Below are 14895 nucleotides of genomic sequence, written 5' to 3'. Positions count from 1 at the left end.
ACTACCCGGCACTTCTCGCGGGACGGATAACCAACTCATTCACATCCACTTCTTCCGGCTGTTCAATAGCATAAACAATCGAATTAGCGATCGCAGAAGCTGGAAGGGAGATCTTACGATAATCCTTCATCACTTGTCTTGCTTCATCATCTGTAATACTGTCAGCCAATTCGGATTCAGTAACACCTGGAGATATAAGCGTCACCCGTATATTACTATTTCCGGCTTCCAAGCGCAATCCTTCCGTAATTGCACGGACAGCATATTTTGTAGCACAGTAAACAGCAGCAGTTGGCGATACCTCATATGCGCCAATCGAAGCAATGTTAATAAACTGGCCAAATCCTTGCTCTTTCATAACGGGAAGACCTGCCGCAATGCCGTGAAGAACACCACGAATGTTCACATCGATCATTCGATTCCATTCCTCTATCTTTAATGCCTCTAAGGCAGAAAGAGGCATTATCCCTGCATTATTAACGATTACATCCACTTGACCATATTTTTCTTTCGCAAATTGGACAAATGCTTCCATTTGATCTCTATCCGTTACATCCAGTTTCAAGTACTCTACTTTTCCACCAGCCGAGCGAATTTCATTTGTTAAAACTTCTAATCTTTCCGTCCGCCTTGCTCCTATCACTACCTTTGCACCTTTTTCAGCTAGTAATCTTGCAGAACATTCACCAATACCACTGCTTGCACCTGTAATAACGACAACTTTTCCTTCAATATTGGACATCCAATCATCTCCTTTTCCCAGATTAATTTTTTTCTCGATATAGAATCATGCCAGCATGATAGAGAACATCATCACGAAATTCACCATCAGCAGTAAAACCAGTATCATCAACATAATAAATGTGATTTCCTTCCATCGAATATCTTCCTGTATAGGCACTTTCTTTCCTGCCCCGCGCCTCATCGTAACGACCATTTGGCAAAAGATTATGACGAATATATCCATCTTCTGTTACCCACATACCTACATAAGATTGATTTACTAACTTTTTTTGATTCTGATTTTCTTTCAAGATAATCCTCCTTTTTTTCTAACTGGTATTATTATGTAACAAAAGAAAACATAAGCGATAGACCAATCGTGGAGAATCATTGCCTATTTCTCCAGAAAATAAAAATACGAAACGAAACAGTGGAAAAAAATGCTATACTCTAATTAGTAAAATGAAAGAAGGAGGAGATCAGATGGAGACAATAGAATACGAGAATGAAACTATATGGAAGCAACAAACCGAATTAGTAAAACTGATTGAACAATTTGCCAAGGAAGACGGAGTTCACTCAACTGCTATTCCAGCATTACACCTTATTCGTGCTTCTAATGTATCAGAGCCAATCAGCATCATTCATGAACCCGCGTTATGTATCGTAGTTCAAGGCAAAAAGGTCGTGACGCTTGGACAGGAAAGTTATTATTATGATGTTTCCAAATACCTCGTCGTTTCGGTCGATTTACCTATTTCCGGACAAGTGATACAAGCATCATCCACGTCCCCTTACTTGTGCCTTCGCCTGGATTTTCAACCGAAACAGATATTTGATATACTTAGAGATTCCGGTTCATCTTTTCATAGTTCAAAGTCTTCCAAACGGGGATTATTTATAAGCGAAACGGATCACACCTTATTCGATGCCATCATGAGACTTGTTCGTCTCTTAGAAACACCAAAGGATATTCCCATCCTTTCCCCCCTGATTATTCGCGAAATTCTTTATCGCATTCTGAGCGGGGAACAAGGCGATGCTGTGAAACAGATTGCAATGATTGGCAGCAATGCACAGCGAGTCGCAAGTGTTATTGATATTATAAAACGTGACTATAATCAGCCACTTAAAATCGATACACTGGCCAAGTCTGTGAACATGAGTACATCTTCTTTGCATTATCACTTTAAAGAGGTGACAGCGATGAGTCCGTTGCAATATCAGAAGCAATTAAGATTACAGGAAGCCCGCCGAATGATGTTATCTGAATCAATGGACGCTGCAAATGCAGGATTCCAGGTAGGCTATGAAAGTCCTTCCCAGTTCAGTCGTGAATATGCCCGTCTATTTGGAGCACCTCCCATGCGCGATATCAAACGGTTTAAAATTCAGTCGATTTAATCATATCCTGTTTTCACCATGCTCGTTTAAAACAACTAGCGCATAAATGAGTTTGGTTCCTGGCTGTAACTATTGGGGATAAATGCGGAGTAATATAAATAACCCATCAACCAAGCTTGTTGACGGGTGTTAAATACAATTTTATAAAGTAAAGTTTTTGATCAGTTGACCCCAATGACCAAACTTGTCAGGATGCTTTCCTCTGAGATAGGATTACTCCTACTGTTTTTTTATAACGGCGACCCATAATTCGTTCATGTTCTCCACTGCCGGCAAATAGCATTCCATCGTGGGAGCATGGGCAAACTCATAATTGGATGCTGGGAGCCATTCTTTATACAGGCGCTGCCAAAAATCTACAATTTGTTCCGGAGGGCCGGGTACTTCGAATACGGCCCAAGTGGCTGCCTCCACTTCCCTGGATTCCATACCTTCTGGTGTTTCCTTGTCAGAACGAGCGGCTAGCATGTAATAAAATTGTTCTTTGTCACCATCCGATTCACTGTACCAGACGCCCATTATCCCTCTCGATTTTTTTTGTGTGTCATAAATATCCCATAACTGTTCTTTCACTTTCGCTTCTGCTGTGTCTTTTATCTGAAACATTCTGTCATAAACATCCTTGAGATTAAGAACCTCCTCTGTATAGATACGCTCCTTAACCCCTACAACCCTAAAACTACTCATTTCCTCAATCCGGTAGTTCATTTCCTCAACCCCCTGTATTGTAAGCTGGAAGATTAGTCTGGGATACACTTTCAATTTCGATCCTGCGTTACGAGCGGAAGTCGGTGTAATCCCATGCAACTGTTGGAACGCGCGGGTAAACGCTTCAGGAGAATCATAGCCATACTTTAGCGCAAGATCGATCACTTTTACATCACTGTTCTGCAAATCCATCGCCGCTAACGAAAGTCTGCGACGCCTAATGTACTCAGACAATGAAACCTCGGTAATAAAGGAGAACATCCGTTGAAAATGATATACAGAACAACAGGCGATTCTAGCGACCTCTTTGTAATTTATCTCACCCAGCATATTTTCTTCAATATAGTCAACAGCCGCATTCATTCTCGGTGCCCACTCCATACCTTTCACCTTCCTTCTTTTTTCATTTTATAGCATTGCAGGCGGCCTTACCTAGCATTTCATGCCCGATAATGTTAGACAGCATATTGATAGCTGGGTTAATTAATTTCGGTTGTAATACGAGGATTAAGTTTATTGGCACAAGAGTAATATCCTTTTACGAAAAAATGATTTCTTCGATATGCCAAAATAATCTAGTTCTTCATATTTGCCTCATCTTAGATCCTCCTCATAAATCACTTCCCCATCACTGCCCAATCCTCTTAGCGCAATACTAAGATAGTCATGCTCCATTTCGTTCCAGTAGAATAAAAACATGCGATGATCTACTAATGGATAAGTTAATGTAACAATATCTTCTGCCGGGACTTGTTTATCCCAACTATATCCTTCTGCCACATCCAGTTCCACCTTATAAATATCCGGGTTGGTAACAATACCATAGACCCGCATCAACATGAAGTCCTCATTAATGGAGGTACTACCCCAGGAATGAGAAATATCCTTGTCTTCTTCAATTTCCATCCCGGTAACACCGCTTCCAGGCCCCCAGAAAATACCGGCGTGTCTATTCACTAGTGTAGCTGAAAACCAGCTTTTATACTTTCCCAGAAAAATTTGAACATCATTCAGATCTACTTTTTCTACTACCTCGGATGGACCGTAATAAAGTGTCCGTTCAGATTTCTCAAATGCGGATTCTGGCGAAAGTTCATAATAATTATAGTAAGGGGAGTTTATCATCACAAGGATAATTAATAGAAATGCAATAGCCCATTCTATTACTGCTTTCATTTTTTCTCTATTCATTCTAAATCCCCCTGATCAACTGAAAACTCTGTTTGAAACTTCCGATCAAACCATTCGAAATCTAGTACAATTGTTTCTACATCTGTTTTCAAAGGTTCATAATGATTAATTCTGTACTGCCCCCATGTATGACCAGAAGCGGAACCGCTTGTCTTTCGATAGATATTTCCCTGTCTATCCGTTAAAATTAGTGCTGAATCGGGAAATGACCATCCATTTTCATTCGTATGTACTTCAAAGATTAAGGAAGTTTCCTGTGGTGCTAGTACGAGATGTTTGAACAAAATTTCATCATTTTCTAAATTAACCTTTTTATCTAAATCAATGAGGACTGCATCCCCGTTTTCCACTTCACTTTTAACACGCTCTGGCAGACCGTTCGTTAATCCGGAAAAAAATGAAATGATATTTGGTATAAGTGCAATTGCACAAACAATTATTATAAGGCGCCGGATCCATATTCCCATTTCAACCCCTCCAACTCTAGTAAGAATAGCCTAAATCCAGATGTTAAGTATATTTGAACAGAGTGTCCTAATCCGCATTTTTATTCTTCCTTAACTCATTTAGCTCGGGGATACGTTTATAAATATCTGACACCTTCTGAACAACTTCTAACTTTACCTTTTCCCCGCCATTTCCCGTCATTGCAGTATTCACAAACCCATAAATCAGTCTTAACAATGATTTAGCATCATCATCTGTCAGATCATTAACAGCATTGATCGTATTTTCAAATTCCTTAGTATCAGTAGTATCTTTCAACATAATCTCTCCTCTTGATTTTTTATTCCGCCAGGTCGGGACGCTATCTTTATTAAAAAGATAATTATTTCTTCTTCACAATATCAATAAGGTATTGAACTTGTGCAATTATATATGACAAAAGAAATACAATTGCTGCACCAACAGATAAAATTATTGTTTCTATATAGTTGCCACCACCAAAAAATCCATTACCCAAAGAAAAGATAATAAAGCTAATAACTAATGTACCAAAAAAGATATTAACATATTTCCCCATTTAGATACCTCCTCTTAAAAAACCCTGACCGTTAGTTGAATAAGGATCACTATCTATGTCTTAAAACTCAATCATCTAACTGTATTATTTCTCCATGTACTACACATGATTCCATTAAATCATCAAGTTTTTTGAATCAGGGTCAACAAAAAAAGACGCCTGCTCGTTCAAGACAAGCGCTTATAACTGAAAACCGATCTGAAATTCCTGTTGAAGATTATAAAAATCGGAAAGACACGCTACGTAGAATATGGACTATTTTTCTATTTACCTGGATTCACTCGAAGGATTGTTCCACTGGGATCGGATATCCAGAAACCCTCTGAGTTCTCGTGCACTTCAACTTCGTCTCTTCTACTCACGTTATTCTCATGTAAATATTCTGCTGCATTCTTTACATTCTCTGCCTGAATCTCCAACCAAACATCTTGTTGAGAATAATTGTCCATACAATCCAACCATAAGGTCGCATCACCGAACTGAAAGGCATGTGATTCAGAAATGAAGCCTAACTACGGTAACTTTATCACTTCCTTGTAAAAGTGAACCGTCTCGTTGTATTTTAAATTTAGGTATCTTTATCGCAATGTTATTTCCACCTTTGAATTCTTCCTTTGACATTTCCATCCAGTCTACCTCCTTTAACTTTTATGTTTATTATAATAGGCGCTAGCCTACGTGCATTGCCTTGTGTTCACTTTACTTGAATGGTTCTCATCTGCTTCTAAAAAATCTATTTATTATTCCAATCTTTTGCTAACATACCATATACGACATGGTCGACATAATGATCATATAACCACTCAGCTTGTCTAATACAACCTTCGTTAACAAATCCCAGCCTTTCAGGAATGGATCTGCTCTTCTTATTCTGTACAGCAGCTCTTATGTCGACTTTTTGAAGCCCCAAATCATGAAAAGCATAATCTGTCAGAGCCTTTACTACTCGTGTCATAATACCATTACCTTGATAATCCTCCCCTAACCAGTAACCTATATATGCTATGTTATTCGTCCAGTCAATTCTGTTATAGCCTGCCGTACCAACAATTTCTCCTTTATAGAGAATAAAAGTAGTAAGGCTTTCATTACCTGCAAAACTTTTTAAGGAAGACTTAATGAATCCTTTTGTATCTTCAATGCTTGTTGTCGAATCCAGCCATGGAAGCCATTCACGAAGATAATCTCTGGATCTGTCAGTTAGTTTGAACACCCTTTCAGCATCTTTTAACTCAACAAGCTTTAGTGATATCTCTTCATCAATTTTATATTCAAACATTTTTCTCTCCCCCATAAATAAATCATAATTATGCCGACTGTGTACGTTACGAGTTTCATAACCTTATGTTAACATAAATATCCATAAAAAAAGCTACGCGAAAAACAATCTATACCAACTAGGAGGAATCTTCCTTTTAAAAAAGCCGTATCCCTATTTCTAGATAGGATTACGGCAAATATATAATAATATTATTTTAAGGTTAAACTCTTATAGTCAGCAAATAAAGCTATCACTTTAATATATATAATCTGTTTATCAATATGTTAATCCTAAATGTTCACGGAAAGTATGGCCTTCATATTTTTTTCTGAAAATACCTCTTTTCTGTAATTCAGGAACAATTAGTTCAACAAAGTCTTCTAAACTGCCGGGTAGCGTAGGGGGCATAAGGTTAAAGCCATCAGCTACACCTGCTTCCATCCATACTTCCATCTGATCCACAATTTCTTCGGGTGTTCCTATCAGCGTGTGATGTCCACCACCCGCATTAAGATAACCTAATAGTTCTCTTACTGTAGGTTGTGTATCATTAATAATCTCTAATATTGTTTCGTAACGCCCAACTGGACCAGTAAATTCTTCTACTGGAGGTAGCTGAGGCACTTCTTTATCGATTTCCCAATTAAAACAGTCTTGTTGAGTAAAGAAGCTCAACTGTTTTAAAGCTGTTTCAATCGGTAGCTGCTCATCTAATGCTGCTTTTTTGGCTAAAGCTTCTTCTTTAGTATGCCCTACATATGTAACTAATCCTGGAAATACTTTAATATGTCTATTGCTGTTCTCACTTTGTTTAACTTGCTCATCTAATCTTTTTCGGAACTTTTTTGCCTGCTTTAAGTTCCACGATACGGAATAGACGGCATCGGCATATTTTGCGGCTAATGCAATGCCTTGTTTAGATGCGCCTGCTTGCATTGATACCGGTTTGCCTTGCGGACTTTTTGGCGTAGTCGATGGGCCATGCACTTTAAAATAGGTACCATCGTGATTAATCGGCTGAATGTTTGAAGGATTGATCAATTTTCCTTCTTCTCGATCATGTAAAAAATCATTACTGTCCCATGAAAGAAATAACTTATTCATTAATGCAGCGAATTCATCTGCCTTCTCATAGCGTTTATCATGAGAAGGCAGTCCTTCCATACTATGATTTAATGCTTCAAAATCAGTCATTGACGTAACAAGGTTCCAACCGACACGTCCTTTTGTAATATGGTCTAAACTCAATAGTTGTCTGGAAGCTGTGAAAGGATTAGAAAAAGTACTTGAAATAGTTGAAACCAATCCTACATGATTTGTCACTTGAGAAATAGCAGTTAAATTGACGATTGGATCGAACCAGAATGCTGGCATATTACTGGCATCTTTACCCGGAAATGATTGATTATCAGCAAAGAATACGGCGTCAAAGTAACCCCTTTCTGCTAACTGTGCTAAAGATTGATAATAAGAAATGTCTCCAATCCGTTCCACACTTGAGTCAGGCATTAACCAGGCAGCTTGATGATGTCCACAACCATACAGCAAAACACCTAAGTGAATTTGTTTTCCTTTTGTCTTCGTCATTTGCTTACACCTCAACATCCATCATTATTACTCGTCTGTTATACTCTTTTTTGAACTAATTAAATTTAAGCGGTTAGTTCATTGTCAAGCCGCCATCTACGGTAAAATTTTGACCTGTAATGCCGCCTGCGTTTTCCGAAGCTAGAAAAGCGACCATATTGGCTACATCTTGAGGAGTTGTCACCTTCTTCAATGGAGTTGATTGAGCAATTAAATCGAAAACATCTTTTGTTGTAACAGCACTGGCGTCAGTCGTTTTTAATAACCCACCTGATACTACATTCGCTTTTATACCATATTGTCCTAATTCTGAAGCGATATTACGTGTAAAACCTATTAATCCAGCTTTAGCTGTTGTATATTCGTGGTAAGGTACAACAGGATTTTGATATAGATTAGTACCTATACTTATGATACTTCCATTTTGTCGTTCAATAAATTGAGGTATAACGCTTTGTACAACATTAAATGCTGCTTTTAAAGTACCATCTAGTTGCTTTTGATAATCATCCCAAGTAAGTTCTGTGAAGCTTTTCTGTTTGTTTGGATCAAATTTGAAGTCTACTAATGCATTGTTCACTACAACATCTATTTGGCCAAAATATTCCGTTGCTTTTTTTATCATTGTATCTACTTCCTTACGATTTCTTACATCAGCCTGAATGGCAATAGCATTCTCTTCCCCAATCTCAGAAACAAGCTTCTCAGCAGCATCTTTGCTTTTAAAGTAATTGATTACCACTTGAAATCCTTGTTCTGCCAATGTCTTTGCAATAGTTGCTCCTAAACCTTTACTACTACCTGTTACTAATACTGTTCTAGTCATCATAATAAAACTCCTATATTTTAAATTTTGTTGAAACCAAATAATAAACTGATAGATAAAAAAAAATACGCAACCTTCCCCCTGGAAAGTTGCGTAAAACAAATAACTACATATGAAAATAAGGCACAATCGTTCCTTAAGTATGTAATAACGTTTACACTTTCCTACGCTAGTTTTAACTAGTTCAGGTTCAAAGGGTTTGAGGAATACTCATCTCAGTTAAATAACACCCCTAGTGCATATATTAAGTTATATTCACTGTATAGTTTTAGGAAAAAAATGTCAAGCGAAAATAGTAAATATATCGTATTCTATACCTTTGTTATTCTTAAATAACATAGCCTTATCGCTTAATATAGATGGGATAAGCTTTCTTTCAAAAAATTTCAATCAACAACGATCGTTTCACAGCTATTAAAAATCGCAAACTTTTTGAAGCAATTGTCCAAGGCTGTTTGCAATTGTTTGGTTTGCTTCACACCTTTCTCATACCAGATGTTCTTAACAACAAGTCTCTTCGCCTTTCTCTCTGCAATTACCTCGACTCGCCCGATGAAGGTTTCTCCGAATAATAGTGGCAACACATAATGGCCATATTGTCGTTTGGATGCTGGTGTATATATCTCCCATGTATAATCAAAGCCAAATAGTTCGTTGATTAGCTTTCTGTCCCAAATTAAATTATCCAATGGAGCGATTAATTCGCAGCGACATTCCCAAGTCGGATTTTGCAGGACCGTTTCTATTAGTGGCAAATCCTCCGCACAGCAGTAAAGCATATCCTTTATTTCTTCCACGGAGACAGCTGTAATCCGAGCTTCGTCCAGTAGCTGGCGAAAAACCTCTTTACGCTGCTCCGATTTCAGTCCCCATATGTTCAACCAGGCATGGGATGCGCGGTTCCATAAAAGGCCAACCGCACCAATTCGGCGGAGTACGCGCCACTTGTGATGGTCAAGCTGATCTGGCAGTGGATCCGGCACATTTAGCAAATGCGGCGGTATATATTTCTCGGCGATATCGTAGTATTTACGCGTGCCTTCTTTATGATGAATAATCAATTCGCCTGTTGAATACATTTGCTCCAATACCGAACGAGATGAGTTGTTGCCACCACTCCAGTGAATGGCTGATTGCCATGAGAAATCCCCATCCATTTTTATATCTTTTGAACTCAGGGCACCCCGCTGTTGAATAAGCGTATGAACTTCTTCTGTTAATGCCTGCATTTCAGGATAATTTTCTGCATGTTGCCGGGCAACCTCCCTGTATCTTTCAAAATACGGCCAGTCCTCGACAGGTATAATCGCAAGGTTCTTATCCGGATAATCAACCAACTTTCTATCTATGTACAGCAACTCATCAAGCAGTTTCTTGGAAAACCCGTTCATTCGTGACTGTAGCACAAGTTCAGCATTTTTTCCGCAAACATCTATGGGATCAAATTGAATACATCCAGCCTGCCGAACAAAATCTAATACACCCTGCTTTTCTGCAAATTTATATTCGCCCAGAAGTCCTTGTTTTAACAATAAGAATTGCCGTGCCTGGCGGTTCGTTAATTTGATCATATAGTACCCTCCTGCTTCAAAAGCATATGGATAAACAACGCCAATTATCACGCCATCTATTACATGCAGAGACAATGAATAACTAATACACAGCCCAATCACTCTTCAGTATTCGCTTTTTCTCCTCCTATATCGATAAGCAGTTCGGCTTCTTGATCATTCAGCTTTTCTTTTACATGCTCTCCTGTTATTTTTTCTCCACTATCGCCATAGTTGTTACGGATGGTTTCCCATGAGTATTTCGAAGGTGCAAAAATCAACCTAAACTTATGACTATCAAGTTCTTCCTCATAAGAATCTCTGTCTAAAACGGTAAAAAAACTCCCGTCCGGTTTAACGCTTGCCCATCCGTTTACTCCTGTTAGACTCCCTTCCGGACTTAGGAGTGTCAACATTAATTCACTACCCTCCAGCAAATTACTTTCACCTTTAATATATATCAATTGATCATCATATGTAACATTTGCATCCATTCTCACGTTAGGATCGCCATAGTCATCAGGTACCTGCCATTCAGGTGTTTCAATTTCTTTTGTAATTGCTTCACCATTTTTAACAGGTAAATAAACTTCCGTTAACGCTTGCTTTCTTACTTTTTCATCACTTTCATACAAGCTTATCATAGGGCCTTCTAGATTCTCCCCATATTCTCCGTAGAATTCTTTAGCAGAATCATTAATCGAATCCTCGGGTCTAAAGCGAATATTTACAAATAAACCATAATTATATTCTTCCGGCACCTTCGTTTCATACACAAATGTTCCATCCTGCTCTACAATTGCAGAACCCGAAACACCGATAAAACTGACCCCACCGAAAGCTTGAGGATAAACAAAAACATTCGAATCGGGAAGTAAATTTGTTTTTCCTTCTACCGTTAAAGTATGATCCTCGTATGTTACCTGGCCTTCCATTTCAATATGTACGGATGGAGCATTTTGTTTGTCCTCTGTATGAGACTCCTCTTCATCATTAGTTTTGTTTTCTTCTGTTTCATCCATTTCTTTTTCATCATCTGTTTTCACATGGTTCTGTGACTCATTTGAACAAGCGGACAGAAAAAATGTAATTCCCAGTAATAGAATAAGAAACAATTTAAAATTTCGCACAACACCTCTCCTTTCCCCTCTTATTAATATAAAATGAGACTAAATCTCTTTAATTGAAATTCATCACTAAACCACTATACATATTTTTAACTTAAATTACAAATATACCTAAAAATGAAAATTCTATATAAGGGAGCCTGTATCAAATTGAATATGCCTAATACCGGTAAAATTCTGCACTTATTATTTGATAAATCCCTGTTGATATGGTCAGATAATTACTTATAAATTTTAGTCTTAAACTTTTTTCACTTTACATACTGCTTCCGAAACTGCATTGGCGAGATTCCTTCTTGCTTCTTAAAGCAACTCGAAAAATACGGCGAGTGTTGAAATCCGACATACTCTGCAATACGAGTGACCGTCCAATCTGTCTTAACCAAAAGAAGTTTGGCTTGGTCCAGTCGATATTGATGAAGGTAGGCCATTGGAGTACAATGAAAAACTTCCTGCATACACCGTGTGATATAGTTTGAGTGAAAATGCAAAGCCTCGGATAAATCTCTGTTACTTATTCGTGAACGATAGTGTCTTTTGATATACGCCTCCGTCATCTCTGCAAGCTGTAAGGAAGGCGAAAGAACTTCTAATTCTTGCTTATTTTCTATAATTTTCAGCAAATCGACAAACAATTGTTGTTCCTGCCAGAACGCCTGACTTCGGTGTTCGGTAGAAAGTCTTATTAATCGTTGTATTAAAGCGTATACCTGCACTGCTTCATTCAGGTACTCGTATTTAGGTAGCATCATGTGATAGGAATCTGTTCTGCTCAACTTGGCCTTTTCTCTGAAATTGGAAACAGAGGATCGAGTGTCGCCCTCCTCCGGCCTGTATGCCTCTTTAAAATGCAGCCAATAAAAACAAGTCTCTTCATCACACGGTTTTACTGCATAATGATACTTATCCGGGCACAATATGAGTATTTGGCCCGAAGAAACCTCCCAGTGATGACCTTCTTCTCCTATATAAAGTTTACCGCTTTCAACTACCAGCAAATCGAAGACACCAATACGATTACGATCCGGATGCTGTTCTCCCGGTGAGTAGAACACTTTGCCGCATTCCAAATAATAAGGCAACGGTGGTGATAAGATGGAAAGGTATTAGTTGCACTGATTTAGATCATTCCTCTCTGTCCTAATATGATAGTGTGAAATTTTATAATAATTAGGTTGGATTCACTTATATTATCTACTTATTATAAACGTTATAATACTATTTTGTAAGGTTATTATTTTGATGTTTTTATGTTGATAGAATTCATAGAAAGGTGGAGATTATATCATGTTGCTAACTCCAGAAACTTTTAAAAAATATTTTGAGAAGTTTAACAGGCATGACGAAGAAACGGTTATCCAGCATGTGGATAATGCCACAGCCTGGGACTGGATCCGTGATCAGATTCCTCTATTCCATTGTCCTGATCCTCACCTGGAAGAGACTTATTATTTTCGCTGGTGGGTGTATCGAAAACATATTAAGCTAACTTCTGACGGATTCGTGATTACGGAGTTTCATCCTTCCGTATCCTGGGCAGGTAAGCATAACACGATCAACTGTGCTGCAGGGCATCATTTAAATGAAGGTCGCTGGATGCGAAACAGGCAAAACTTTTTAAAGGATTATATTTTGTTTTGGTTTAGAGGAGACGGAAATCTCCGCTCTTATAGCTGCTGGTTAGCCGACGCTGTTTGGAATTACTGTAAAGTAGATGGCGATTTCCAGCTAGCAATTGATTTACTGCCAGAAATGATCGACAACTACACAATTTTGGAAAAAAGTAATCGGAACGAAAGTGGCTTATTCTGGTCCATTGACGACCGCGATGCGATGGAGATTTCCATTAGCGGATCCGGTCTAAGACCAACTCTGAATTCGTATATGTACGCCGATGCCATGGCAATTGCTAATATTGCACTTCTTGCAGGAAAGGATGAGGTGAACAAAAGGTTTAAGGAAAAGGCAAATCAGTTAAAACAACTTGTCCAACAGCATCTGTGGGATGAGCAGGCACAGTTCTTCAAGGTCATCCCGCTGAAAAACGCAAATGACATAGTGAAAAATTGGGATTTTCAAAAGATGGACCCAACGTATAACGTACGGGAACAACTTGGATTTATCCCTTGGGCTTTCCACCTTCCAGACTCCGGGTACGAGCAAGCTTGGTCGCAATTAATGGATACGGAAGGTTTCTATGCTCCTTATGGTCCCACAACTGCAGAACAACGTCATTCTCGATTCATGTTTTCCTATGAACATGAATGTCTATGGAATGGACCGTCCTGGCCATTTGCCACATCTCAGACGTTAACAGCAATGGCAAACGTATTAAACGATTACGAACAGCAAGTGATTAACAATGAAGATTACTGGAACATATTAAGCACTTATGCGAAATGTCATTACCGCACAAACGCTGACGGAAAGTCGGTATCCTGGTTGGATGAAAATATTGACCCTTTTACAGGTGAATGGCTGTCCAGAAGGATATTAGAGGAATGGAATTGGCCTAAAAACAAAGGAGGCCGTGAACGTGGGAAGGATTACAACCATTCCACCTTTAATGACTTAATCATTACCGGACTTATCGGATTTCGTATAAAAGAAGATGGCAGCTTTGAGGTGAATCCACTTGTTCCTGAAGAATGGGAATATTTCTGTTTAGACCGTTTGTCTTTTCAGGATAAAGAAATCACCATCATCTATGATAAGTTCGGCCTTCAGTACAATATGGGGACAGGTTTAGCCGTTTATGTTGACGGAATAAAAGTTGCATGTTCGGAGGAATTAAGTCGTCTTGTTGTTATGAGCAGTAAGAAATAATACTAATAAGCCCTATTACCTTATCAGAATCAGCTCATCAATATGACGAAGACAGTTCTTTTTTTACTTCAAAATATTCTACTCTATATGAAAGAAATGCTAATAGCGCCAGGCAGCTCTCTTGGCAATTGTTCCTCCTTTTTTAAAACGTGGAACATTGTTACAATTACATCGAGATCAAGGTTTACATTGCAGTGTATACACTCCGGTTTAAGTATCACTTTCTTGAGAGAAGTTAAAGCGATTAATGAAATAAGATCATTCCATGTGGCGGAGCATTAATTTTAGTTTCATGAGGTCAACCTCATCCCTATATGCAGAATGGAAGATCTGATATAATAGACAAAAAGCGAAGGAGTATCATCATGACAGGAACAGAAAGAAAAAACATTAAAATAGGCGCAAAAGTGCAAGTGGTTCAAAAGCAGGATCAACGGTCCGGGAAATTAACAGAAGGTCATGTATTAAAAATACTTACCAAATCCGCCACACATCCTCATGGTATTAAAGTAAGACTAGAGAGTGGGATAGTAGGCAGAGTAAAAGAAATCGAAGACTAGTAAAAGCCTACCATCAACCAAATATATCTGAAAAGAAATTCACCTATTAGCTGTATAACAATTATACAACCAATTAAGTGAATTTTCTTTATTAGAGGGGGGCAGCAG

The 14895-nt window shown here is 38.4% G+C and carries 18 protein-coding genes and 1 riboswitch; of the genes, 3 read left to right on the top strand and 15 right to left on the bottom strand.

The window, feature by feature from the left end:
• Position 1: 1 nt before the first annotated feature.
• Both BMW36_RS14340 and BMW36_RS14335 read right to left on the bottom strand, forming a co-directional pair.
• Positions 2-742 carry an SDR family oxidoreductase gene (locus BMW36_RS14340; protein ID WP_089742308.1) on the bottom strand — a complete coding sequence of 247 codons (741 nt, stop codon included), beginning with the start codon at positions 740-742 and terminating at the stop codon, positions 2-4.
• Between the two features lie 22 nt (positions 743-764).
• Positions 765-1034, bottom strand: coding sequence for an Atu4866 domain-containing protein (locus tag BMW36_RS14335; RefSeq protein WP_281243057.1), 270 nt, complete (start codon positions 1032-1034; stop codon positions 765-767).
• Between the two features lie 172 nt (positions 1035-1206).
• Between BMW36_RS14335 and BMW36_RS14330 the strand changes: the two genes are divergently transcribed.
• A complete protein-coding gene (locus BMW36_RS14330; protein WP_089742306.1) occupies positions 1207-2127 on the top strand; it encodes an AraC family transcriptional regulator in 921 nt (306 codons plus the stop codon).
• Positions 2128-2346: 219 nt separating this feature from the next.
• On the opposite strand, the gene BMW36_RS14325 is transcribed toward BMW36_RS14330, so the two are convergent.
• The 13 genes from BMW36_RS14325 to BMW36_RS14270 form a co-directional block, all read right to left on the bottom strand.
• Positions 2347-3216, bottom strand: coding sequence for an AraC family transcriptional regulator (locus BMW36_RS14325; RefSeq protein WP_089742304.1), 870 nt, complete (start codon positions 3214-3216; stop codon positions 2347-2349).
• A 213-nt stretch (positions 3217-3429) separates the two neighbouring features.
• Positions 3430-4026: a hypothetical protein gene (locus BMW36_RS14320; protein ID WP_089742302.1), complete on the bottom strand. Its 597-nt coding sequence runs from the start codon at positions 4024-4026 to the stop codon at positions 3430-3432.
• Entirely contained in the window at positions 4023-4493 is a 471-nt protein-coding gene (locus BMW36_RS14315) for a DUF5643 domain-containing protein (protein WP_089742300.1), read from the bottom strand. The genes BMW36_RS14320 and BMW36_RS14315 overlap by 4 nt, the downstream gene beginning before the upstream one ends.
• 67 nt (positions 4494-4560) lie before the next feature.
• Complete coding sequence (locus tag BMW36_RS14310; RefSeq protein ID WP_089742299.1) at positions 4561-4794, bottom strand: hypothetical protein; 234 nt, start codon at positions 4792-4794, stop codon at positions 4561-4563.
• A 61-nt stretch (positions 4795-4855) separates the two neighbouring features.
• Positions 4856-5050: a hypothetical protein gene (locus BMW36_RS14305; protein WP_089742297.1), complete on the bottom strand. Its 195-nt coding sequence runs from the start codon at positions 5048-5050 to the stop codon at positions 4856-4858.
• Between the two features lie 263 nt (positions 5051-5313).
• On the bottom strand, positions 5314-5499 hold the full coding sequence (locus BMW36_RS20615) for a hypothetical protein (protein WP_245711697.1): 186 nt from the start codon (positions 5497-5499) through the stop codon (positions 5314-5316).
• A gap of 46 nt (positions 5500-5545) precedes the next feature.
• Complete coding sequence (locus tag BMW36_RS20750) at positions 5546-5677, bottom strand: hypothetical protein (protein ID WP_281243056.1); 132 nt, start codon at positions 5675-5677, stop codon at positions 5546-5548.
• A gap of 106 nt (positions 5678-5783) precedes the next feature.
• Positions 5784-6329 (bottom strand): GNAT family N-acetyltransferase, encoded by a 546-nt coding sequence (locus tag BMW36_RS14295; protein ID WP_089742296.1) that lies wholly within the window; start codon positions 6327-6329, stop codon positions 5784-5786.
• 258 nt (positions 6330-6587) lie between these two features.
• The gene (locus BMW36_RS14290) at positions 6588-7898 is read right to left on the bottom strand and encodes an LLM class flavin-dependent oxidoreductase (protein WP_089742294.1); all 1311 of its coding nucleotides are present in this window, start codon (positions 7896-7898) and stop codon (positions 6588-6590) included.
• A gap of 73 nt (positions 7899-7971) precedes the next feature.
• Positions 7972-8724 carry a 3-oxoacyl-ACP reductase gene (locus tag BMW36_RS14285; RefSeq protein ID WP_089742409.1) on the bottom strand — a complete coding sequence of 251 codons (753 nt, stop codon included), beginning with the start codon at positions 8722-8724 and terminating at the stop codon, positions 7972-7974.
• Positions 8725-8868: 144 nt separating this feature from the next.
• Positions 8869-8968: riboswitch (TPP riboswitch) on the bottom strand.
• Positions 8969-9110: 142 nt separating this feature from the next.
• Positions 9111-10295: a winged helix-turn-helix domain-containing protein gene (locus tag BMW36_RS14280; protein ID WP_089742292.1), complete on the bottom strand. Its 1185-nt coding sequence runs from the start codon at positions 10293-10295 to the stop codon at positions 9111-9113.
• A gap of 98 nt (positions 10296-10393) precedes the next feature.
• Entirely contained in the window at positions 10394-11404 is a 1011-nt protein-coding gene (locus tag BMW36_RS14275; protein WP_089742290.1) for a hypothetical protein, read from the bottom strand.
• 248 nt (positions 11405-11652) lie between these two features.
• Positions 11653-12456, bottom strand: coding sequence for a helix-turn-helix transcriptional regulator (locus tag BMW36_RS14270; RefSeq protein ID WP_245711696.1), 804 nt, complete (start codon positions 12454-12456; stop codon positions 11653-11655).
• A 232-nt stretch (positions 12457-12688) separates the two neighbouring features.
• On the opposite strand from BMW36_RS14270, the gene BMW36_RS14265 reads away from it, so the two are divergent.
• Both BMW36_RS14265 and BMW36_RS14260 read left to right on the top strand, forming a co-directional pair.
• On the top strand, positions 12689-14227 hold the full coding sequence (locus tag BMW36_RS14265) for an MGH1-like glycoside hydrolase domain-containing protein (protein ID WP_089742286.1): 1539 nt from the start codon (positions 12689-12691) through the stop codon (positions 14225-14227).
• 365 nt (positions 14228-14592) lie between these two features.
• Positions 14593-14787: a YwbE family protein gene (locus tag BMW36_RS14260; protein WP_089742284.1), complete on the top strand. Its 195-nt coding sequence runs from the start codon at positions 14593-14595 to the stop codon at positions 14785-14787.
• Positions 14788-14895: the final 108 nt, after the last annotated feature.

Source organism: Gracilibacillus ureilyticus, assembly GCF_900111195.1.
Classification (GTDB): domain Bacteria; phylum Bacillota; class Bacilli; order Bacillales; family Amphibacillaceae; genus Gracilibacillus; species Gracilibacillus ureilyticus.
This window is presented reverse-complemented; position numbering and strand designations above follow the sequence as displayed.

What these genes read in the sequence shown, in the direction of transcription:
- BMW36_RS14340 (WP_089742308.1), bottom strand. Translation starts at nt 742, where the DNA reads ATGTCCAATATTGAAGGAAAAGTTGTCGTTATTACAGGTGCAAGCAGT.
- BMW36_RS14330 (WP_089742306.1), top strand. Translation starts at nt 1,207, where the DNA reads ATGGAGACAATAGAATACGAGAATGAAACTATATGGAAGCAACAAACC.
- BMW36_RS14325 (WP_089742304.1), bottom strand. Translation starts at nt 3,216, where the DNA reads ATGGAGTGGGCACCGAGAATGAATGCGGCTGTTGACTATATTGAAGAA.
- BMW36_RS14320 (WP_089742302.1), bottom strand. Translation starts at nt 4,026, where the DNA reads ATGAATAGAGAAAAAATGAAAGCAGTAATAGAATGGGCTATTGCATTT.
- BMW36_RS14315 (WP_089742300.1), bottom strand. Translation starts at nt 4,493, where the DNA reads ATGGGAATATGGATCCGGCGCCTTATAATAATTGTTTGTGCAATTGCA.
- BMW36_RS14310 (WP_089742299.1), bottom strand. Translation starts at nt 4,794, where the DNA reads ATGTTGAAAGATACTACTGATACTAAGGAATTTGAAAATACGATCAAT.
- BMW36_RS14305 (WP_089742297.1), bottom strand. Translation starts at nt 5,050, where the DNA reads ATGGGGAAATATGTTAATATCTTTTTTGGTACATTAGTTATTAGCTTT.
- BMW36_RS20615 (WP_245711697.1), bottom strand. Translation starts at nt 5,499, where the DNA reads ATGGACAATTATTCTCAACAAGATGTTTGGTTGGAGATTCAGGCAGAG.
- BMW36_RS20750 (WP_281243056.1), bottom strand. Translation starts at nt 5,677, where the DNA reads ATGGAAATGTCAAAGGAAGAATTCAAAGGTGGAAATAACATTGCGATA.
- BMW36_RS14295 (WP_089742296.1), bottom strand. Translation starts at nt 6,329, where the DNA reads ATGTTTGAATATAAAATTGATGAAGAGATATCACTAAAGCTTGTTGAG.
- BMW36_RS14290 (WP_089742294.1), bottom strand. Translation starts at nt 7,898, where the DNA reads ATGACGAAGACAAAAGGAAAACAAATTCACTTAGGTGTTTTGCTGTAT.
- BMW36_RS14285 (WP_089742409.1), bottom strand. Translation starts at nt 8,724, where the DNA reads ATGACTAGAACAGTATTAGTAACAGGTAGTAGTAAAGGTTTAGGAGCA.
- BMW36_RS14280 (WP_089742292.1), bottom strand. Translation starts at nt 10,295, where the DNA reads ATGATCAAATTAACGAACCGCCAGGCACGGCAATTCTTATTGTTAAAA.
- BMW36_RS14265 (WP_089742286.1), top strand. Translation starts at nt 12,689, where the DNA reads ATGTTGCTAACTCCAGAAACTTTTAAAAAATATTTTGAGAAGTTTAAC.
- BMW36_RS14260 (WP_089742284.1), top strand. Translation starts at nt 14,593, where the DNA reads ATGACAGGAACAGAAAGAAAAAACATTAAAATAGGCGCAAAAGTGCAA.